Annotated in this window: 19 protein-coding genes; 8 read left to right on the top strand and 11 right to left on the bottom strand. The window is 63.9% G+C overall.

The features are described from left to right. Nucleotides 1–67 precede the first annotated feature (67 nt). From BBA01S_RS23095 to kdgT, 4 genes are all read left to right on the top strand, one after another. Nucleotides 68–1,216: an HlyD family secretion protein gene (locus tag BBA01S_RS23095; RefSeq protein WP_027818531.1), complete on the top strand. Its 1,149-nt coding sequence runs from the start codon at nucleotides 68–70 to the stop codon at nucleotides 1,214–1,216. A gap of 19 nt (nucleotides 1,217–1,235) precedes the next feature. Then, the gene (locus BBA01S_RS23090; RefSeq protein ID WP_027818530.1) at nucleotides 1,236–2,849 is read left to right on the top strand and encodes an MDR family MFS transporter; all 1,614 of its coding nucleotides are present in this window, start codon (nucleotides 1,236–1,238) and stop codon (nucleotides 2,847–2,849) included. A 20-nt stretch (nucleotides 2,850–2,869) separates the two neighbouring features. After that, nucleotides 2,870–4,342, top strand: a complete 1,473-nt coding sequence (locus tag BBA01S_RS23085; protein WP_042297728.1) for an efflux transporter outer membrane subunit — start codon at nucleotides 2,870–2,872, stop codon at nucleotides 4,340–4,342. A 243-nt stretch (nucleotides 4,343–4,585) separates the two neighbouring features. Further along, nucleotides 4,586–5,620, top strand: coding sequence for a 2-keto-3-deoxygluconate transporter (gene kdgT, locus BBA01S_RS42285; RefSeq protein WP_042297727.1), 1,035 nt, complete (start codon nucleotides 4,586–4,588; stop codon nucleotides 5,618–5,620). 18 nt (nucleotides 5,621–5,638) lie between these two features. Here the strand turns inward: kdgT and BBA01S_RS23075 are convergent, their stop codons facing one another. Together BBA01S_RS23075 and BBA01S_RS23070 are read right to left on the bottom strand one after the other, a co-directional pair. Further along, a complete protein-coding gene (locus BBA01S_RS23075; protein ID WP_027818528.1) occupies nucleotides 5,639–6,172 on the bottom strand; it encodes a cytochrome b in 534 nt (177 codons plus the stop codon). Continuing rightward, nucleotides 6,169–7,227 (bottom strand): catalase family peroxidase, encoded by a 1,059-nt coding sequence (locus BBA01S_RS23070; protein ID WP_027818527.1) that lies wholly within the window; start codon nucleotides 7,225–7,227, stop codon nucleotides 6,169–6,171. Before BBA01S_RS23070 ends, BBA01S_RS23075 begins: the two co-directional genes overlap by 4 nt. A gap of 239 nt (nucleotides 7,228–7,466) precedes the next feature. On the opposite strand from BBA01S_RS23070, the gene BBA01S_RS23065 reads away from it, so the two are divergent. Then, a complete protein-coding gene (locus tag BBA01S_RS23065) occupies nucleotides 7,467–7,859 on the top strand; it encodes a GFA family protein (protein WP_027818526.1) in 393 nt (130 codons plus the stop codon). Between the two features lie 49 nt (nucleotides 7,860–7,908). Here BBA01S_RS23065 and BBA01S_RS23060 read toward each other — a convergent pair whose 3' ends face one another. From BBA01S_RS23060 to BBA01S_RS23040, 5 genes are all read right to left on the bottom strand, one after another. Further along, complete coding sequence (locus BBA01S_RS23060) at nucleotides 7,909–9,351, bottom strand: NAD-dependent succinate-semialdehyde dehydrogenase (RefSeq protein ID WP_027818525.1); 1,443 nt, start codon at nucleotides 9,349–9,351, stop codon at nucleotides 7,909–7,911. Nucleotides 9,352–9,602: 251 nt separating this feature from the next. Further along, on the bottom strand, nucleotides 9,603–11,816 hold the full coding sequence (locus BBA01S_RS23055; RefSeq protein ID WP_027818524.1) for a TonB-dependent siderophore receptor: 2,214 nt from the start codon (nucleotides 11,814–11,816) through the stop codon (nucleotides 9,603–9,605). 284 nt (nucleotides 11,817–12,100) lie between these two features. After that, the gene (locus BBA01S_RS23050; RefSeq protein WP_027818523.1) at nucleotides 12,101–14,269 is read right to left on the bottom strand and encodes a phosphocholine-specific phospholipase C; all 2,169 of its coding nucleotides are present in this window, start codon (nucleotides 14,267–14,269) and stop codon (nucleotides 12,101–12,103) included. Nucleotides 14,270–14,327: 58 nt separating this feature from the next. After that, complete coding sequence (locus BBA01S_RS42280; protein ID WP_042297726.1) at nucleotides 14,328–14,753, bottom strand: hypothetical protein; 426 nt, start codon at nucleotides 14,751–14,753, stop codon at nucleotides 14,328–14,330. A gap of 275 nt (nucleotides 14,754–15,028) precedes the next feature. After that, nucleotides 15,029–15,934, bottom strand: coding sequence for an NAD(P)/FAD-dependent oxidoreductase (locus BBA01S_RS23040; RefSeq protein ID WP_027818522.1), 906 nt, complete (start codon nucleotides 15,932–15,934; stop codon nucleotides 15,029–15,031). Nucleotides 15,935–16,029: 95 nt separating this feature from the next. On the opposite strand from BBA01S_RS23040, the gene BBA01S_RS23035 reads away from it, so the two are divergent. Then, the gene (locus tag BBA01S_RS23035) at nucleotides 16,030–16,494 is read left to right on the top strand and encodes an RrF2 family transcriptional regulator (RefSeq protein ID WP_027818521.1); all 465 of its coding nucleotides are present in this window, start codon (nucleotides 16,030–16,032) and stop codon (nucleotides 16,492–16,494) included. Nucleotides 16,495–16,498: 4 nt separating this feature from the next. Here BBA01S_RS23035 and BBA01S_RS23030 read toward each other — a convergent pair whose 3' ends face one another. From BBA01S_RS23030 to BBA01S_RS23010, 4 genes are all read right to left on the bottom strand, one after another. Continuing rightward, nucleotides 16,499–16,771, bottom strand: coding sequence for a hypothetical protein (locus BBA01S_RS23030; protein ID WP_027818520.1), 273 nt, complete (start codon nucleotides 16,769–16,771; stop codon nucleotides 16,499–16,501). 243 nt (nucleotides 16,772–17,014) lie between these two features. Then, nucleotides 17,015–18,580: a PqiB family protein gene (locus BBA01S_RS23025; RefSeq protein ID WP_027818519.1), complete on the bottom strand. Its 1,566-nt coding sequence runs from the start codon at nucleotides 18,578–18,580 to the stop codon at nucleotides 17,015–17,017. Between the two features lie 92 nt (nucleotides 18,581–18,672). Continuing rightward, a complete protein-coding gene (locus BBA01S_RS23015) occupies nucleotides 18,673–18,873 on the bottom strand; it encodes a hypothetical protein (RefSeq protein WP_027818518.1) in 201 nt (66 codons plus the stop codon). A 57-nt stretch (nucleotides 18,874–18,930) separates the two neighbouring features. Then, a complete protein-coding gene (locus BBA01S_RS23010) occupies nucleotides 18,931–19,593 on the bottom strand; it encodes a DUF3313 domain-containing protein (RefSeq protein ID WP_042297725.1) in 663 nt (220 codons plus the stop codon). 255 nt (nucleotides 19,594–19,848) lie between these two features. On the opposite strand from BBA01S_RS23010, the gene BBA01S_RS23005 reads away from it, so the two are divergent. Beyond that, nucleotides 19,849–20,430 carry a TetR/AcrR family transcriptional regulator gene (locus BBA01S_RS23005; protein ID WP_027818516.1) on the top strand — a complete coding sequence of 194 codons (582 nt, stop codon included), beginning with the start codon at nucleotides 19,849–19,851 and terminating at the stop codon, nucleotides 20,428–20,430. 86 nt (nucleotides 20,431–20,516) lie between these two features. Continuing rightward, entirely contained in the window at nucleotides 20,517–20,846 is a 330-nt protein-coding gene (locus BBA01S_RS23000; protein WP_027818515.1) for a hypothetical protein, read from the top strand. Nucleotides 20,847–20,864 lie beyond the last annotated feature (18 nt).

The raw sequence follows: 20,864 nt of genomic DNA, 5'->3' as shown, positions 1-20,864 counted from the left end.
ACAGTTTTTTCCCGAGTGGAATAATTTTCCCAACTGGAAATAATCTTTTACTGGGATTGTGAAAATCATGTCAACGACTGCGGGAGCGCCCGGGCGCGACGTGCCGGGCGATGTCGTTTCGCCCGAACAACGCGGCAACAAACGCAGCAACAAGCGCATGGTGCTGATCGGCCTGGGACTCGGGGCGCTGGTTGCCGCGGCCGTCTGGGGCGGTCACTGGTGGCTCGTGGGCCGCTTCATCGAAAGCACCGACGATGCATACCTTCAGGCGGACAGCGTGACCGTCGCGCCGAAGGTCAGCGGCTATATCACCGACGTCTACGTCGCCGACAACCAGACCGTGAAGGCCGGCGATTCGCTCGTGAAGCTCGATGCCCGCCAGTACCAGGTGGCGCTCGACCAGGCCAACGCGACGATCGACGCGCGCGCTGCCGACATCCAGCACGCCGATGCGCAACTCGCGCAGCAACGCGCCAACATCGCGCAGGCGCAGGCCCAGCAGGAAGTGGCGCGCGTGAGCCTGCGCCACGCCCAGGACGAAGTCACGCGCTATACGCCGCTCGCGGCCAGCGGTGCGGAAACCACCGAACGCCTCGCCGAACTCAAGAGCAATCGCGATCAGGCTCAAGCGACCCTGGCCGCCGATTCCGCCGCGGTGGAAGCGCAGCGCTCGCAGATCGCGGCGCTCACGGCGCAGCAGGCGCAGGCGCGTGCGCAGCTCGAAGCGGCGCGCGCCAGTGCGGCGCAATCGCAGCTCGATCTCGACAATACGGTGGTCAAGAGCGCGCTTGCAGGGCGCGTCGGCGATCGCACGGTGCGCGTGGGGCAGTACGTGCAGCCGGGTACGCGCATGCTGACGGTCGTGCCGGTGCAGAAGACCTATCTCACCGCGAATTTCAAGGAAACGCAGATCGGCCGCATGCGGATCGGCCAGCCGGTCGAGCTGTACGTCGACGCGTTGCCGGGCCACACCCTGCACGGCGTGGTGGACAGTTTCTCGCCGGGCACGGGCGCGCAGTTCGCGCTGCTGCCGCCGGAAAACGCCACCGGCAACTTCACGAAGATCGTGCAGCGCGTGCCGGTGCGCATTCGCATCGATACCGGCCCTGAAACGCGCGGCGTGCTGTTGCCGGGCATGTCCGTGACCGTCGACGTCGATACGCGTTCCGCGCGCGACGACGATCGCCGTATCGACGCCGAGAACCATCGTGGCTGATCCGGCAAGCCCCGCTGGGATCCAGGCAGAAAGCCAGGCAGGCAGCCAGGCAGAAAGCGCGGCCCCCGCGCCGCATCCGCACGGCGAGCGCGCCAGCGCCGCCGACTGGATCGCCGTCGCCGCGGGCGCCCTGGGCGCGCTGATGGCGACGCTCGATATTTCGATCACTAACTCGGCACTGCCGCAGATCCAGGGCGAAATCGGCGCGACCGGCACTGAGGGCACGTGGATCTCCACGGGCTACCTGATGTCGGAGATCGTGATGATTCCGCTTGCTGCGTGGCTCACGCGTGTATTCGGACTCCGAAATTTCCTGCTGGCGAATGCCGCGCTTTTCATCGGCTTTTCGATGATGTGCGGCTGGTCGGGGACGCTCGGCCTGATGATCGCGGGGCGTATCGGCCAGGGCTTTACGGGCGGCGCGATGATTCCGACCGCGCAGACCATTATCCGCACGCGGCTGCCGCTTTCGCAGTTGCCGGTCGGCATGACGGTGTTCGGCCTGATTGTGCTGCTGGGGCCTTTGCTCGGCCCGGTGCTGGGCGGCTGGCTGGCGGAAAACATCAGCTGGAGCTGGTGTTTCTTCATTAACCTGCCGGTTTGCATTGCGCTCATCACGCTCCTGATCGTTGGGCTGCCGAAGGACAAGCCGCACTGGGAAGCCTTTCTCAAGGCGGACTGGCTCGGCATCGTGGGGCTGGCCGTTGGGCTGAGCACGCTCACGGTCGTGCTCGAAGAAGGGCAGCGCGAGCGCTGGTTCGAATCGCACATGATCGTCACGCTGACCTGCGTGTCGCTGGCGGGCATGGTGCTGATCGGCATTTCTCAGTTTGTGGCGAAGAAGCCCATCCTGCGGCTGTCGCTCATGCGCAACCCGCGTTACGCCAGCGTGATCGTGATTGTGTCGGCGGTAGGGGCCGGGCTTTACGGCATTTCCTATCTGCTGCCGCAGTTCCTGAGCATCGTCGCGGGATACAACGCGGAGCAATCCGGCGCGATCATGCTGCTGTCCGGCCTGCCCGCATTTCTGGTGATGCCGATTCTGCCGCGCCTGCTGGGCAAGGTGGACTTCCGCGTGCTGGTGGTGAGCGGACTGCTGCTGTTCACGCTGAGCTGCATGCTCGATATTTCGCTGACCGCGCAGAGCGTGGGCCACGATTTCGTCTGGTCGCAGCTGATTCGCGGCGTGGCGCAGATGCTCGCGATGATGCCGCTCAATCAGGCTTCGATGGCGGCGGTCGCGCGGGAGGATTCGGGCGACGCGGCAGGGCTCTACAACATGGCGCGTAACCTGGGCGGCTCGATTGGCCTTGCGATCATCGGCACCTTGATCGACCGGCGCGAGACTTATCACACGGCCGTGCTGCGCGAATCCCTGAGCGCCAATTCGCTGATCGGGCAGGAGCGTCTCGCCTCGGGCGCGGCGAACTGGTTTGCGCAGACCGGCGACATGGCTTACTCGCAGATGCGCTCGCTTGGCCAGATCGCGACGCAGATCCAGCAGCAGTCGACAGTCATCACGTACTCCGAAACATTCTGGGTGCTCGGCATTGCGCTCGCGGCGTGCGTGCCGCTCGCGCTCCTGCTCAAGAAACCGCAGCCCGGCGTGAAGGCGCCGTCAGCCGGCCACTGAAGCTTCATATTTTGCGACTCATGACGGCAATTCGTTCCTATCGTTCCGCACTCGCGCCGCTTACGGCGCTGGCGGCTGCCTGCGCGCTCGCCGCGTGCACGGTGGGCCCCGACTATCACGGCGCGCCGGCGGTAGCGCCTGAGGCGGCCAGCGCCGCGACGTTCGTGCGCACGCCTGCGCAGGGCGTAACAACCACGCACGCGCCCAGCGAATGGTGGCTCGCGTTCAACGATCCGCAACTCAATGCGTTGATCGCCGCCGCCTTCGAACACAACCCCGATCTGCGCGCGGCACAGGCGCGCCTGCGCGAATCGCGCGCGCAACTGCAAACGCAACGCGGCGCGGAAATGCCCAAGGTCTCGGCCAGCGCCGCTGCGCCGCGTCTGCGCGAGCCCAATCTCAGCGCGCTCTCGCAATCCAGCGGGAGCAGTTCAAGCTCGGGCGGCGGCGGCCCGTTGCAGTTCTACACGGCGGGCTTCGATGCCTCGTGGGAGATCGACCTGTTCGGCGGCACGCGCCGTGCGGTGGAAGCCGCGAGCGACGAAGCCGACGCCGTGCAGGCCGATCTCGCCGATGCGCAGGTTTCGCTCGCCGCCGAAGTCGCGCAAGCCTATATCGACCTGCGCGACGAGCAGCAGCGCTTGTTGATCGCGCAACGAACCGCCGAATTGCAGCAGCAGTCGCTTACGCTCACCGAGCAGCGCCGCGCGGGCGGCACCGCTGCGGACGTGGACGTCGAGCGCCTGACTACGCAGGTCGAGACCACGCGTTCGACCATCGCGCCGCTCGCATCGCAAGTGGAAACATCGCTCGATCAACTCGCGGTGCTCACGGGCAAGGCGCCCGGCGCGCTCGATGCCGAACTGGCGACGCCGGGCCCGTTGCCGGCGCTGCCCGCTTCGGTGCCGGTGAGCGACCCCGCCGCGATGTTCGCGCAACGTCCCGACATCCGCGCCGCCGAGCGCCGTCTTGCGTCGAGCAACGCGCAGATCGGCGAGCATGTGGCCGATTTCCTGCCCAAGCTCACGCTGTTTGGCGACCTGGGCTTCACGGCGGCCGACCCCGGCCATCTGCTGCGCAAGAACAATTTCAGCTGGGTGGGCGTGCCGTATCTGCAATGGAACCTGTTCGACTTCGGGCGCACGCTGGGCGCGGTGCACGGCGCGCAGGCGTCGCGCGACGAAGCCGAAGCGCGCTATGAAAAGGCCGTGCTCGCCGCGTTGCAGGACGCGAACGGCGCGCTTTCGCGTTACGGCTATCAGCGCGAGCATCTGGTGACGTTGCAGAAGGTGCAGAATTCGGCTCAACGTTCGGCGATGCTGATGCGCCAGCGTTATCGCGCGGGGACATCGACGCTCGTCGATCTGCTCGATACGCAACGTTCCGAATTCCTCGCGCAGCAGGACGTGATCTCGGGCCAGGCCGAATTGCTCAAGGACTTCATTTCCATCCAGAAGAGCCTGGGTCTGGGCTGGCGCAGCAACGCAAGTTAACTGCTGCGCATAGGAGCGCGATGCAACCACGCAGCCGCGCTCCCTTCATCGCTCATGACTCAAATAGTGAGAAATGCCCGCAATTTAGCGGGTAAACGCTGAGCATCGGCAAGAAAAATACCAAAACGCCTCTTCCTTGGCGCTGCTACTATTTTTCCGAAGAAAGCATCCCGAGACTGACCGGGCGCGCTGCATGCCTTTTTTGCCGACCCGGCAGCCGGACATGAAGTCCAAGGAGGAGGCATGAAGCTGAAGAAGGCCATCGACCGCATTCCCGGCGGTCTGATGCTGGTGCCGTTGCTGCTGGGCGCCTGCGTTCATACTTTCGCGCCCGGCGCGGGCAAATACTTCGGTTCGTTCACCAACGGCCTGATCGCGGGCACCGTGCCCATTCTTGCCGTGTGGTTCTTCTGCATGGGCGCGACCATCGACCTGCGCGCCACCGGAACCGTGCTGCGCAAGTCCGGCACGCTGCTCGCGACGAAAATGGCGGTGGCGTGGCTCGCTACACTCGTCGCCGCTCACTTCCTGCCCGTCGAAGGCATCAAAACCGGCCTGTTTGCAGGGCTTTCCGTGCTGGCGATCACGACGTCGATGGACATGACCAACGGCGGCCTCTACGCTGCGGTGATGCAACAGTACGGCACCAGGGAAGAAGCGGGCGCGTTCGTGCTGATGTCGATAGAGTCCGGGCCGCTCGTCAGCATGATCATCCTGGGCGCGACGGGCGTGGCGTTTTTCGAGCCGCGTTTATTCGTGGGCGCGGTGCTGCCATTCTTCGTCGGCTTCGTGCTCGGCAACCTGGATCACGATTTGCGCGATCTCTTTGGCCGCTGCGTGCATCCACTCATTCCTTTCTTCGGTTTTGCGCTGGGCAACGGCATCGACCTCAACGTGATCGTGACGAGCGGTCTTTCGGGCGTGATGCTGGGACTGGGTGTGATCGTCGTGACCGGCATTCCGCTGATACTGGCCGACCGCCTGATTGCGGGCGGCAATGGCGCGGCGGGACTGGCGGCATCGTCCACGGCGGGCGCGGCGGTGGCGAATCCGGCGATCATCGGCGAGATGATTCCGCGCTTCAAGCCGCTCGTGCCGGCGGCGACCGCGATGGTCGCCACGGCGTGTCTCGTCACGGCGATTCTCGTGCCGATTCTCACCGCACTTTGGGTGCGCAGACGGAGCGCGCGCGACGCGCTGCGCGAGAGCCTCGCCGAGGCGTTGCCCGACGAATTCATGGGGCCGCAGCCCATCACGGGCCGCGACGCTCATGTTTGACGAGCGACTACGCCTGGCTTATCCGCGCGCCATGCTTTCAAGCACGCCATCGCGGCGGATCAGCCCATGAAATAGCGCTGCGCCCAGGTGGAGCAGCACGGTCGCGAACAGCAGCATCGCGAACCAGGTATGCGCCGAGCGCAGCAGTGCATAGAGCGCAACGCTATGCGGCGCGATAGCCGGCAAGTGCATCGCGCCCGCAAGCACAACGGGATAACCGGCGGCGGACAGCATCGCCCAACCGATCAACGGCATGGCGATCATGAGCACGTAGAGCACGAGATGCGAAGCGTGCGCGGCCACGCGTTGCCAGCCGGGCAGGTCGGCGGGCATGGCGGGCGCGCCGCGCGTGAGCCGCACGACCAGGCGCACGATCACGAGCACGAGCAACGCGATCCCCAGCGGGCGATGCAACGCAATCAAGCTGTTGTGAAGCCGCGAGACCGTGGCGACCATGCCCACGCCCACGAACAGCATCGCGACGATCAGGACTGCCATCGACCAGTGCAGCAAGCGGGCGAGGCCGCTGAAATGCGCTTGAGCGGGTTTCATTGCTGGGCTTCTCCATGCTCGTGGGCAAGGGCCGCTTCTTCATGCGTGCGGCGATTGAACGAAACTGCATAGGCGGCGGAGCGCGCGGCGAGCAGCGGATCGTCCGAAGGCTTCAGGCCATCGGGCAGGATGGTCGGATCGTAATTGACGTCGCGGCACGCGCCCTCGCGTTGCGGCGTGGCCTGGCGCAGGACGAGCGTGCCTGCGTCGATCTGCTCGCGCGAGGCGGGCCATTGCTGCGTGGCGTCGCTGGTAGGGTCGCCCAGTGCAGCCACCGTCAGCACGAGATGCCAGCGCAGCGGCCCTTGTGCAAGACGCGTTTCCAGATCGTCGGCGAGGAAGTCCGGGTTGCGCTTCTGGTCTGCCGATTCGGCTTCAAACGGCGTTTCCGGCACCATCGCCCAACGCACCGCGCGCGTGTTGCCGTCGGCGTCCGTGGCAATGAACGCGTTAATGCCCCAGAACGGCGTGTTCGCAAAGCTCGACGACGCAGGATGTGCCTTGATCCACTGGCGAAACGGCAGCGTTTCCGGATTGGCATTGAAAAACGCGTTGAGTTTTGCGGGATCGGGCTTGCCGGTTTTCGGATCGGGTTTCGATGCGACCAGTTGCTGATAGAACTGATTCGGGGTGCGAACAACAAAGACCGGTGTGGAATTCATGCCGCTGCGCCACTGTTCGCCGTCCTTCAACTGATACGTCAACGCCAGGCTGCGCACAGGTATGCTGGCATCGGGCGCGGACGGGTTGCTGCCGGGGATCGCAAAGCGTCCGATCACGGGCGTGTCGCCCGGCGCGAATACGGCGGCGCGCGAGACGCGCGCGCCATTGCCGTTGCTCTCGAATTCGCCTTCCACGCACAGGCCCTTCGCGTGATTGCGCCGGTAGCCTGCGTGAATGCCAAAGTTCGATTCGAAGGTGTTGACGATGTGCGGCGCGTCCACGCGTCTGGGCGTGAGCCATCCGGCCGTCCACGCGAAAGCCGCGGCGGTGCAGCCGACCACGGCGGCGATGGCGGCCAGCCGGCAGGGCACGCAGATGCTGGTGCGGCTCATGATGCGCCTCCACACTGGGGCGTGGGATGCGCGGAGAACGAAGGCGTGTGCGCGGGCAGCGAACGCGGCGAGCGGGGTGGAACGCGATGGGGCATGATCGATCCTGTCGAGGCTCATGGTGGCCGTTATGAGCGTCAACAGGGCGATAACGCGTTCTATTCCAGGCGCGAGCGAATAATTTTTCGCTGTAAGGCACGCGCAAGCAATGGTGCGGAAAAGCGCGCGCAAAGGAGGCGTCGATGCTGAAGGGGGGCTGCTTGTGCGGAAAAATCCGCTACGAAATCACGGGTGCGCCGATTGGCACGACCGCCTGTCATTGCGTGGACTGCCGCCGCGCGTCGGGTGCGCCGTTTGTCGGCTGGATGAGCGTAGCGCGTGACGCGCTGAAATTCGTTGCGGGCGCAACTAGAATTTATGCGTCGAGCGCAGGCGTGGAGCGGGGCTTTTGCCCCGAGTGTGGCACGCCGCTGACCTACCGCAGCGCGGCATTCTCCGACGAGATCGATATTGCCACGGGCACGCTGGACGCGCCCGGCGATGCACCGCCGCAGGAACACACGTGGACATCGCAACAGCTCGACTGGGTGCGGCTGGCGGACGGATTGCCGAGGTATCCGCGCAGCCGCACATGAAGCTAAAGCGCTGGTGCAACGTCAATGCGGCATGCGCCGCATCGGCCGATCAACGATGTTCGGTGACGAACTTGGTCACGAGGTACGGCTCCATCGCTTCGGTGCCGCCTTCCGAGCCGTAGCCCGAGTCCTTCACGCCGCCAAACGGCACTTCGGGCAGTGCGAGGCCGTGGTGGTTGATCGACAGCATGCCGGTCTCGACGTCTTCCGAGAGCGCCGCCGAAGTCGCGCTCGAACGCGTGTAGGCATACGCGGCGAGGCCATAGGGCAGGCGGTTTGCTTCGGCGACCGCTTCCTCGTAGGTCGAGAAGCGCGAGACCAGCGCGAGGGGGCCGAACGGCTCTTCGTTCATGATGCGCGCGGACAGCGGCACGTCGGTCAGCACGGTCGGCGCGAAGAAATAACCTTCACGGCCGATGCGCTCGCCACCCGTCAGTACCTTCGCGCCCTGTTCGCGCGCGTCGGCGACGAGACGCTCCATGGCAGCCAGGCGGCGGTCGTTCGCAAGCGGGCCCATCTGCACGCCATCGGCCAGGCCGTTGCCGACCTTGATGGTTTTCGTGGCCGCGACGAAGTGTTCGAGGAACTCGTCGTAAGCGGCGTCCTGAACCATGAAGCGCGTCGGCGAAATGCAGACCTGACCCGCGTTGCGGAATTTCGCGCCCGCGAGCAGTTTGGCGGCGCGCGGAATGTCCGCATCGGCGAAGACGATGGCCGGTGCGTGGCCGCCCAGTTCCATGGTGGCGCGCTTCATGTGCTCGCCGGCCTTTGCCGCGAGCAGCTTGCCCACCGGCGTCGAGCCGGTGAACGAAATCTTGCGGATAGCCGGGTGCGCGATCAGGTACGACGAGACTTCGGCGGGCACGCCGAACACGAGGTTGAGCGCGCCTTGCGGCACGCCTGCGTCGGTGAAGACCTGCACGAGCGCCGCGCAGCTCGCGGGCGTTTCTTCCGGGCCCTTGAGCACGACGGTACAGCCCGAGGCGAGCGCCGCCGAGACCTTGCGCACGGCCTGGTTCAGCGGGAAGTTCCACGGCGTGAAGCAGGCGACCGGGCCCACCGGCTCACGCGTCACGATCTGGCGCACGGCATCGGTGCGCGAGGGCACGACGCGGCCATAGGTGCGGCGGCCTTCTTCGGCGAACCAGTCGATGACGTCGGCGCCTGCGAGCACTTCACCCTTGGCCTCGCCAACCGGCTTGCCCTGCTCGCGCGTCATGATGGCGGCGATCTCGCCTGCGCGTTCGCGCAGCAGGTCGGCGGCGCGGCGCATCGTCTTGCTGCGCTCAAGCGGCGAGACCTTGCGCCATGCGCTGAAGGCGCGCGCGGCGGCATCGGCCGCGTCCGAGAGATCCTGTTCGCTTGCGAGGCTCAGGCGTCCGATCTCCGCCTCGGTGGCGGGGTCGATCACGGCAATGGTCTTCGCGCCGGCGCGCCATGCGCCATCGACGTAAATCTGGGTATCCGGATAGGGCTTCACGCTTGAAGTCATGATGGGACGATCCTCTTCAACTGTGCAACGGTGGGGGAAGCGGGCGCCGCGCGCGGCAACGCGGTAATGTATGGCGCCGAGGCCGGGAAAATTTTGCAAAGCGCTTTGCAAGGCGCCTATTCTGCCACCGCTGCGCCCGCTTTGCTGGCGACGCAAATGCCAAGGGCCTTCGAGAATTTCGAAGGCCCTTGCGCCAAACCCCTTGTTTTATGTGGCCTGACAGCAGGCCTCATTCACCCTGCATCGGCGCGTCAGAACTCGATCGTGGCATTCGCAACGAACGTGCGCGTGGCCGAGGGCATCACGTAATAGCCCCAGGCAGCAGTCCAGTAGCGGCGATTGAAGAGATTGTTCACGCCGGCGCGCAACGTGACGTCCTTGCCGCCCACCTGGGTTTCATACTTCGTACTCAGATCCCACGTCGTGTACGCCGGCACGAACTGCGTGTTGGCGGCATCGACGGCCATATTGCCGACATATTTGCCGCCAAACGCCACGGTCAGCGCACGCAGATACGACGGGTTGTATTCCACGCGGCCCGTTACGGTGAAGCGCGGCGCGCCGTAGACGCGCTTGCCTTCGACGCTCGGATCGTCCACGTCGACGGCCTTGGCGTCGAGCCACATCACGCCGCCCATCAGGCGCCAGTCGTGCGCCAGTTGCAGCCAGCCGCTGGCGTCCACGCCCTGATAGCGTTTGGTGCCGCTTTGCACGAACACGTCGGTGCTATTGGTGTACTCGTAGCCCTGATCGATGCGGAACAGCGCGAGGTTGGCGCCCCAGTTGCGGTGATCGGCCTTGAAGCCCACTTCGTATTGCTTGCTCTTGAGCGGCCCGAACGTCTGCGGATAATTGACGTTGGTGTTGCTCGCCGCGCCGCCTTGCTGCAACGCCTCGACATAGCTCGCGTAGAGCGTCGAATCGCGATCGAGCTTGTACATCAGCGCGACGGTCGGCGTCACCGGATTCGCGCTGTAATCGGCCTGGATCGACTGGTCGGGTTGATAGACGCGGTCGCGGAACTGCGTGTAGCGCACGCCGAGCAACGCCGAAAGGCGCGAGGTGAGCTGCACGGTGTCGCTGGCGTAAAGCGCCGTTTGCGTGGTGCGCTCGTGGCGATACAGGTTTTCGCCGATATTGACGGCGTCGTTCGTCAGCAGCGTGCTTTGATAGAGATTGCCGTTGCCGAGATTGAAGCCGTCGTTCCAGCCTTCGCTGTTGTCGTATTCGCTTTGCTGCGTCTGGTAGCTCGCACCGAGTACCACGTCGTGCCTGAACGGGCCGGTATCGAATTTGCCCTGCACCATGGCGTCGACGTTCTGATAGAAGTAACGCGTCAAGGCCGCATAAAGGGTGTTGCTGTAATTGCCCGCGGCATCGGTGACGGTCAGCAGGCTGTCCGAGTTCGTGCGGTTTTCCTTGGCAAAACGGTACTTGAGGTTCGCATGCCAGTTCTCGGACAGACGGTATTCCAGTCCCGTGCCGAAGGAAGCAATTTCGGTCTGGTAGTAGTTTTGCGGCTGCGTGAGCTGGTGCGTGACCTTGCTCGCGTCGGGGATCGGCGTGTCGTAGAAGAACATGCCGAACAGCGTGCCGTTGGTCTTGCGCTTCTGATAGAACGCGTCGACCGTCCAGGTCAGGTCTGGCGTGATGCGGAAGTCGAGCGCGAGCGACGCCACCTGGCGGCGGATATGACCGTTGGCTTCTGCCGTGTTGCCGTCTTCGTTCACGAGGTTGAGGCGATAGCCAAAGCGCTTGTCGTTGCCGAAGCGCCCGCCCAGGTCGATCTTCTCGCTGAACACGCCCGCCGATTGATAGCCAATCGAGAAGCTGCGGTACGGGTCGTCGGTCGGGCGCTTGAGCACGTAATTGACGATGCCGCCCGGATTGCTGAACCCGTACATGAAGCCCGAAAGACCTTTGAGCAGCTCGACCTGTTCGAACGGTTCAAGCGATAGTTCGGTGTCCCAGGAAGGGAAGTTCTGGCCGTCGACCTTGACGCCGTTGAGCATGTCGATCGCGAGCCCGCGAATGCTGAACGCCGAGTTTTCGCCGGTCGCATTGTCGCCGACGATGTTGACCGCCGGGTCGTACTTGAACAGATCGTTGGCGGTATTGGCGAGGCGATCCTTGCCTTCCTCGGTCGTGACGACGTCGGTGGAAAACGGCGTGTCCACCTGGCGCCGGTTGCCGAGCGCGCCCGCCGTGACGCGTTCCGGCGACGCGGCTTCGCTGTCGCGCGCCGCACTGACCTTGACGGTGGGCAGCGCCTTGGCGCTGTCGGTTTCGGTGGCCTGTGCGCTGGCGGGCGCGTTCTCCTGCGCCCAGCCTGTGCTCGAAAGCGTGGCGAGCGTCATGCCCGCGCTCACGAGCAATGCGGCGCTCAGCGGAATCCGCGTGCGGGCGGCGCGATGCGCCGCGACGAAGCCGGGGCCGGAACGATGGACGGCGGCAGTGTTCTTCATGGTGTTCGATCGGCCGGTTGCCCGGCTCTAGCTGATTTTGTTATGGGTGCCGTGACCGGCTGGGAGACTCCTGATATGCGCCGCAAATGCTAATGCAAATGATTCGCATACACAATGAAAATCAACAAGCATACTGAAAGGTCGGAAATAGGCGACAGTCAGCTTGAAGCGGCCGGGAATTTGTGCCTGAAGGCCTGGCTTCGCGCACCAATGAAAACGGCGCCCGAAGGCGCCGTGGGAAGAACGGGTGGGGAAGCGGGCGCACCCGCTTCGTCAGCCCGGTTTCAGCTCAGTTGCGTGATGGGGGCGACCGCAGCCGGGTCGCTGATGCTCGGGCGGCCCGTTTCGACGTGACCGGCGTAGCGGCGCGCGAAGGTCGAATCGTCGGGGCTCGTGACCGTGAGGTCGTACCAGTGGTGGCTCGACGCGAGCACCCACGGTTCCTCGACGCGCGCATTGGCGGGCACCACCACGAGGCGCTCGCGCGCGCCGTAGGCGTTGTCCGTCACCGTGAGGCGCGCGATGCTGCCGCCGTGGTTGGTGAATTTCAGGAACAGGTTGCCGTTCGCCACGTCGTATTGCGCCGAGACTTCCGGCTGCGGCGTGCCGTTGTGCTTGCCGAAGAAGCCTTGCGTCGACGCAGCTGAAGCAGCCGACGCCGACGACGAGCTTGCCGCCGTGCCCGAGAAGCGGCGCACGAAGCCATTCGGGCCATGCACCTCGAACGCGTAGGCGCCGTTGGTCACGCTCAGGTCCCACGTGTCGTCGAGCGACTTGCCCGCTTCGACCGTGTAGCGCCACGGGCCGTCGGTGCGGTTCGTGCCGTACACGTAGAAGTGCGCGCCCTGGCGGCCCTTGTTCGCGAAGGTGATCGACAGCGTCTTCTTCGACGGATCGACGTGTGCGTTCACGTGCAGCTCGTAAGGCAGTGCACGCGCGTAGCGCACGCCCGGCTCCTGCGCGTCGATCGGGCCCGGCGTGGCCGGTACGGTCGGCGCCTTGTTTGCGGAGCACTGGTTGTCGGCCTGCGACATATAGTTGCTCGTGTCCGGCAGCGACGGCATCGACGAATCGGGCGTGCGGAAATCGAACGCCGTGGTGAGGTCGCCGCAGACGGCGCGACGCCATGCCGTGATGTTCGGCTCATGCACGCCGAAGCGCTCTTCGATGAAGCGGATCACCGACGTGTGATCGAACACCTGCGAGCACACGAAGCCGCCCTTGCTCCACGGCGAGACAATCGTCATCGGCACGCGCGGGCCGAGGCCGTAGGGCAGGCCGTCGGCGGTGTACTTGCCGCCGCGTCCCGGATTGACGACGTTGTGAATCTCGCCTTCCACGCTGACCGTCGACTTGCCCTGCGTCGACGTCGTGGGCGGTTGCGGCGGCACGATATGGTCGAAGAAGCCGTCGTTCTCGTCATACATGATGAAGAGGACGGTCTTGCTCCAGACTTCGGGGTTCGAAGTCAGGGCGTCGAGGATCTGCGAGGTGTATTCCGCGCCGTAGGCCGGCGTGTATTTCGGATGCTCGGAGAACGCAGCAGGTGGCAGCAGCCAGGAGACTTGCGGCAGCTTGTTCGCGAGCACGTCGGCCTTGAGGTCGGCGATCGTACGCGCGGTCTGCGCGCGCTGATACAGCTCCGAGCCCGGCTGTGCGTTGATGAAGTTGGCGAAGTTCTGCAGGATGTTCGTCCCGTAGTTGCCGTTCATCGGATCGCTGCCGTTGGTGCCTTGCTGATAGATCTGCCACGTGATGCCGGCGGCCTGCAGGCGCTCGGGATAGGTCGTCCACGACAGCAGTTGATACGCGGGCGGCACGTCGCCATCGACGTAATCGTTGTTGTCGAGCAGCGGGCCGCCCATCGTGCCGGTCGGATCGACCATGCCGGTCATCAGGTACGAGCGGTTCGGGTGCGTCGGCCCCGGCAGCGAGCAGAAGTAGTTGTCGCAGACGGTGAAGGCGTCGGCCAGCGCGTAGTGGAACGGAATGTCCGCGCGCATGTAGTAGCCCATCGTCATGTCGGTCTTGTACTGCGGCCACTGGTTGTACAGACCGTTATTGATGGCGTATTGCGTCGGATACCACGAGTGGTCGAGGTCGCCCACGCATTGCGCGCTCGTCGTTTGCGTGTCCAGATGGAACGGCAGCACGGGCTTCGTCGCGTCTTCCTTCGACGGCTGGTACCAGACCGGCTGGCCGCCGGGCAGCGGAATCGGCAGGCGGTCGTTATAGCCGCGCACGCCGCGCAGGTGGCCGAAGTAATGGTCGAAGGAGCGGTTCTCCTGCATGAACACGACGATGTGCTCCACGTCGCGGATCGAACCCGTGCGCGAGAACGCCGGGATCGCGAGCGCGTTGCGGATCGATTCGGGCAGGACGGTCATCGCGGCTGCGGCAGCGCCGGAGGACGCGACGGTCTGGAGGAAACGGCGACGGCTGTTTAACGTCATTCTGGTTCACCTTTCTGCTTGTTCTGGGTGGGATGTGCATAAGCACACGAACGGTGTATTACTGACGCGTTGTTGCTGTGCTGCTGGAATCGTTGCTGGTGCTGGATTGCGGCGGCTCGTCGCCGGGCGCGTAGCTCATGACGGGCGCGACCTGCTGGCTGTCGGCGGCAAGGCTGGCCTGTACGCTCTGCACGGGATCGCTCGCATAGGCGTAGCTGGCGGGGTTCGCGGGATCGGCTGGCGCGGCGGTGCCGATGGCGCTGGCTAGTGCGTGGTTCGCCGTGTTCGCGGTGTCAGGCGCGTTTGAACCGGCGGCTGACGGAGCGGGTTGAAGCGCCGTGATGCCGGGCTGCGAGTCCGGCGTGCGGGTCGTGTCCGGTGCAGCCGCCGACCCCGCTCCGGGGCCGCACGCGGCAAGCGAGATAGTTGCTGTCACAACTAAAACCACGGTTGCCAGCGACGGCTCGAACAGACGTTTTTGCATGTGCGCTTTCATTCCGATGATCGGGTCGGCGCACAGTTTCTACGGTCTCGAAGAAAGAATTGTGAAACGAGTGAAAACGTTTGCGGACGATGATTTTTCTTTTGCAAACGTTTTTAAAGCGAAGAAAATGAATGGAATAGTTGGTGTCGAAACGGTGTCAATTACAAACTGTTTCGAATTCCCACACGCAAACGCGCAATATCGTTTGATTGAAAGTGAATTGAAAAAATAACGAAAGCCGACGATGACGTCGGCTTTTCATGGGCGCTTTCGAATTAGCTGGTGAAAATAAGAGAGCGGTGAACAGCGATACCCGCAGTGACACCTGCTGCGGCTGCGAACGACGCATTTGCCCAGGCGGTAGCGGCATCGCCCGCGGCAAACACGCCCGCTACGCTGGTCTGCTTCAGTTCATCGACGCGAATTACCTTGCCCATCGGGCCATCGTCGAATTCGCAGCCCAATTGCGTGGCCAGGCTGCTGGCCATATGCGTGGTTTGGCCGACGAACAGCGCATCGATATTGGCAACGCGGCCATCGGCAAGGCGCAATCCCGCGATATGCGGGGCGTCGCCCAGCACTTCCACTACGCTGCAGCGTTCAACCACGACGCCGCGCGCGTCGAGTTGTGCCTGCTCTTGCGCATCCGGCTCAAACGCGCCTTGAGTGAATAGCGTGGTCGGCCCCCAGTCCGGCAGCAGCAACGCTTGATGCAATGACATCGAATTCGTTGCCAGCACACCGAGTCGACGATCGGCGACTTCGTAGCCGTGGCAGTAGGGGCAGTGGAGCACGCTGGTGCCCCAGCGCTGCGCGAGACCCGGCAATGCGGGCAGTTCGTCGCGAACGCCGGTTGCGAGCACGATTCTGGCTGCCGTGAACGTACGACCGTCTTGCAACGTCACGTCGAACCGATCATCGATACACCGTGCGGTTTCCGCCTCGGCCGTCACGATTTCGGCGGTTGGATATTTCGCTAGCTGAGCGGTTGCTTCTTTGACGATCTCCGCAGGACTTTTGCCGTCCTGGCAGAAAAAACCATGCGAGTGGGCCGCGAACCGGTTGCGCGGTTTCTTCGCGTCGATCACGAGCACGCGACGCCGCGCGCGTGCCAGTTGCATGGCGGCTGACAGGCCGGCGAAACTGCCGCCGACGATGATGACATCGAATTGCGTGTGCATGAGCATGCTCTTTTACGTAACATCAGAAGTTGCATGATAGCCGTATGATATCCTCTTACGCAACTTCAAGAGTTTCATGAGATGGGTCGAACCGGATGAGAGTCGATAGCCGCATGTCGCGTACGTTGCACGCGCTGATACACATGGATCATGCCGACGGGCCGCTCACTTCAGAGACGCTGGCGGAGATGCTAGGTACGAATCCGGTGGTGGTGCGCCGCCTGTTTGGCGGCCTGCGCGATTGCGGCTACGTGCAATCGGAGAAAGGGCATGGCGGCGGCTGGGTGCTGAGCGCGCCGCTGGAGGAGATTACGCTGCTGGACGTTTATCGCGCGGTGGGCGAGCCGCCGCTGTTCTCCGACCTGGTATCGGAAGACCATCCTGAATGCCAGGTCGAGCGCGCGGTGAACGCGCATCTATCGGGCGCGCTGAAGGAGGCGGAAGACGCACTGCTTGCGCGATTCGGGCGTGTCACGCTGGCGATGCTGTCGTCCGGTTTCCGCGCGCCTTCACCGGCGAAGCGCAAGGCCCGGAAGCCCCGGCAGCCTCGCGAGGATTGAAGCCTCAGGCCGCTCGCTGGCCGAGCGCTTCTTCGACGATGCGTCGTCCCACGCTATAGCCGCGCATGAGCGCGTCGACCTCGGTCACGAACCAGCGATCGCCGATGTCGGTCAAGCGCATTTCCGGAAAGCACGGTTCCTGGCGGTCGGATTTGTAGATCGACACCATGGCCACGTAGCCGGAGTCGGCCATCCGTACTTTGCGCAGCACCGGCTCCGAGATGGAGTCGGTGCTGACTCGAATGGCATATCCCATGTAGTCGTAATTGCGTTCCATGCCTGTTTGTTCTCCGTACAACGAATGTCTGCCTGCGTATGACTAACCTTTCCCGGAATCAGCGGCGACATTGACCCCCAGGCGCGTTATATCGAGCGCGTCATGTTCAGCGCTATGTTCAGCGTTATGTTCAGGTTAACGAGCGCCGCCTGGAAAAATTGAGAGCAATTAATGTGCCCCGATTTTTTTCGGATGACTCATTGCCTTTCCATGTGTTTCCAGCGCGATCGAGTCGCCTTCGGATCAAGGTTGCGAGGCCTTTCCCCATACGATTGATTCCGGATGGCGTTCGAGATACTCGGCTAGCGCATGGACACTGGCGAGCGTGCGTTTGAGCTGCGCCAGCGCCTCGCGAACATCCGACTGCAGAGGCGCGTCTTCTTGCAGCGCCGCGCGTGCGGCGGCGAACGATTGTTGCGCGGCGAGCAGCGTGGACTGCGCTTGCGGTGCGATGTCGTCGTTGACGGTTTTAAGCAGCGTGCCGGTGCTTGTCAGCGACGCGTCCAGGTTATGGCCGATCCGATCGAATGGCACGCGGTCGAGTCTCGCGACGATGTTGCTCAACTGATCCTGAAGCTCCTCAATTGCATTGGGTACGGTCGGCAATTCCACCGGCCCGCGCGCGACATCGGCATGGACGGCGGGCGCGTGCGGGAAAAAGTCGAGCGCGATGTAGCGCTGGCCGGTTAGCGCGTTGCCCATGCGGAGCTGGCCGCGCAGGCCTTGTTCGATCATCCGGCGCAGCAAGGCGCGCCCACCCGCGCTGTCGCCATGCCCGAGCGATTCCCGATAGTGCCGTCCCAGCCGGTACGGGTAAAGATTGACCGTGGCGACCATGTCGAAGACGCCGCGCGACACATCGCGGTCGGCATCGACGCGCACGACTTCGCCGATCTGCACGCCCTGAAAATCGACGGGCGCGCCTGCCACGAGACCGCGCAACGACTCGCGAAAGCGCAGGCTGACGGGCGCGGCGGGGCCGGTCGTATTCACTGCCGGGTCGGGGCGATCGTCGCTGAGCGTGAAGGTGCGAACGTCGGCATGGCTGGCTGCGTCGCCGGCAAAATCGTCAGGCGAGTCGAACTGCACGCCGCCATCGAGGATCGCAGCGAGCGACTGGGTATCGAGCCGCAAGCCCGTCGCATCCGGCCGAATCTCGATGGCGCTCGCGCGCCACCAGTGTGACGACGCGGTGACATAACGGTCATAGGGCGCCTTGACGAAGACGTCGACGTCGACTTGCTCGCCGTCTTTATGCAGCGTATAGCCCAGTACGCTGCCCACCTGAACGCGGCGGAACAAGACCGGAGAGCCCGCTTCGAGCGATCCGCGCGACGCTGCGAGCAACGCGAAGCGCGAACCGGCGAGCGAGGATGCAACGACGGGCGGCGTTTCCAGGCCGACGAAGTTTTGGCATGGAGCGGTTGAGCGGCTCATTTCCGCAGCGATGTACGAACCGTTTATCAGCGTGCCGACTTCGGCAATGCGTGCCCCATCGATGTGCGGGCGCACCACCCAGAAGCGCGTGCCGCACGCGCGAAGGCGCGCGGCGCTGCGCTCCAGTCTGACGACCGCCGTCACATGCGAGCGGTCGCTGGCGACATGCACGGCCTCCAGCCGGCCAATCTCGACGCTGCGGTAGCGCACGAGCGTCTTGCCGACGTGCAATCCTTCGCCGGTCGTGAAAGTGATGCACAGCTCCGGGCCACGCATCAGCTCGAAATAAAGGAGCAGGGTAATGCCTGCGAGCGCCGCAATCGTTGGGAGTAGCCAGACGCGCCAGTGGCGCCAGAACAGCATGAATCGCATCTACAGGCTTCCGGTCACGATATCGCGCAGGGCGCCGAACAGGCGGCGAAGCATCGCCGCCGTGCTGGCGATCCACTTCGCCGCAGCGGCATTCATGACCCGTAGCCCAGAATCAGCGTCAGGTACGCAAGACTGACGGCCACCCCGGCAATCGTGCCGAAGTAGTCGCGCGCGAGCGCTCCGGAAAGAACGTGCGCCGGAATGCCCACGACCAGATACGCGGCGACAAACAGCACGCTGATCGTTAGCGACGGATGCCCCAATGAAATAGCGGCTTTTGCAAGCTGATTCATGATCAGTCATCCTGATTAATTAAATGGGACTCCGCCGCCCGTTGACGATAAGACCGCTTAGTGCAGTTGCGCGACGAGTGCCTCAGCACCCTTGTCCAGGCCGGTTTTCGCCGCGCTGAGCGAGCCAAAGGCCGCCGGCAGGTTCATCGCATTGGGGTATTGCTTCGCGATATAGGCCTTCAGCAGGCGGTTATCGCTGCTGTCATAGACCTCCACGGCATACGACACGGATCCGCTGAACGCGCCTTGCCCGCCGCGCACGGCCTGGACGCCGTTGTAGAGATTGCCGGCGATATCGAAATGCATCGCCTGGCCGACCAGCGGCGTGGTGCGCTGCGCACCCGTGAGCGTGATCTTGATGCGCAGCACCCCGGGCCCCGGTTGGCCGTTCAGTTGAAAGTGCTTCGCGAGGTTCTCGGCGAAGGTCTTCTGCGCATAACTGGCCAGCACGGACTTGTCTTCGTCTTTCATGTCGCCGAATTGCGCATCGGCGCCTTGATAGACGCTGACGGGGTCGAGCACGACCTGCGTATAGCGCGACCACACGACCGGCGCGGCGTAGGCGAACGGAACCTTGGCGCGGTCGTCGCCCAGATTCGGCTGGAGTTTATGGGCAGCGTCGATGCCGGAATAGGCGACCGGCTGCACGCCGGCACACGCGGCGAGCACGAGGGACAGGGCGCCGGCGCTCAGGCAGGTGGCAAATCGTTGGCCGAACATGGGATTTCCTTATGGAGTTTGCGTGAATAAAACGAGCGAAACGAGGCGTCGCGAGAAAGCAGGGTTTTCCCAGCGGACGCAGCGTAACGCCAAAGTCAAAAAATGTAAACCGTCTACCCGGTTTGTTTTTGAGGGGGCGGTCGGCTAAGATAGCGCCTGCAACGCTGCGCGCAGGCCGCGCGCGGCATTTCGCCCTTTCCATTACAGACGCAGCGACCGCAGGTCTTTGCACAGCAGTGAAACAATCATTTCGACATGGATAACCCGACTCGCTCAGAGCTTTCGCGCAAAAAAGCCATCGCCGCTGCGTTGGCGATCCTGACCAGGGAGGGCGTGGGCGCGCTGACCTTCGATTCGCTGTCGCGCGAGAGCGGCATTAGCAAGGGCGGGCTGCTGCACCAGTTCAAGACGAAGCAGGGCGTGCTGGAAGCGCTACTTGAGCACCAGCGCGGCGAATTTCAGGAGATCGGCGCGGAGTATATGAACGGCGAGGGTCGCGACAAGGCCGAGCCGACGCTGGCCGCGCAAATCGCCATCTTCCGCCAGGCCCTGAACCAGCCGCATTCGGTCGCGCGCGCGATGCTCGCCGTCATGGTCGAATCGCCGAATATGCTCGAAGCGAGCCGCGACCGCGACGGCGAGATCGCGAAGTCGATCGAAAAGGAAGCCACGGATCATGACCTGTCGCTGCTGCGCTATTTCGCGGCCAGCGGCCTGGCGTTCAATTTGCTGATCGGCCTGAACGAACTCGACGAAGCGACGCGCAACCGCCTGTTCGACCGTTTGCAGAATGAGGAGAGCTGGAAGGCGTTGCAGTCGAAGAAAAAGGGCAAATAAATCGGCGGCGTGCTGGCCGCTAGCGCTATCCCGGCGCGGCATTCAGGTACGATGGGAATTTGATGCACACGAACCAGAGGCCTCTCATGGACACGTCCTCTCGCGAGCCGCACGCTGTTGCCGTCGAAGCCCTTTCGACGCTATCGGAGTATCTCGAACGCTCGCTGGATAAGGGCGCCAGCCTGATCCTGGTGCGCACCCAGCCCGACCGCAGCGATATCTTTCTGGGCGACGCGGGCGAGGCGCAGGAGGAGTGGACGCGCTGCGGTTTTATCCGCAACGCGCTGGTGGCCAAAATTCTCGGCGCAACCCAGGCGGGCCTCAATTCCCTGTCAATCGACGGTCAGACCTACCGCTTCGTGCGCACGTTTACGCAGGTCGCCCAGCACGGCGCGATTGTTTTCTCGGCGGCCTAGGGTGCGCGTAGAAAAGAC

The sequence above is a fragment of the Paraburkholderia bannensis NBRC 103871 genome (assembly GCF_000685015.1).
GTDB lineage: Bacteria > Pseudomonadota > Gammaproteobacteria > Burkholderiales > Burkholderiaceae > Paraburkholderia > Paraburkholderia bannensis.
Note: the sequence above shows the minus strand (reverse complement) of the source record. Positions and strands in the feature narration are given on the sequence as shown.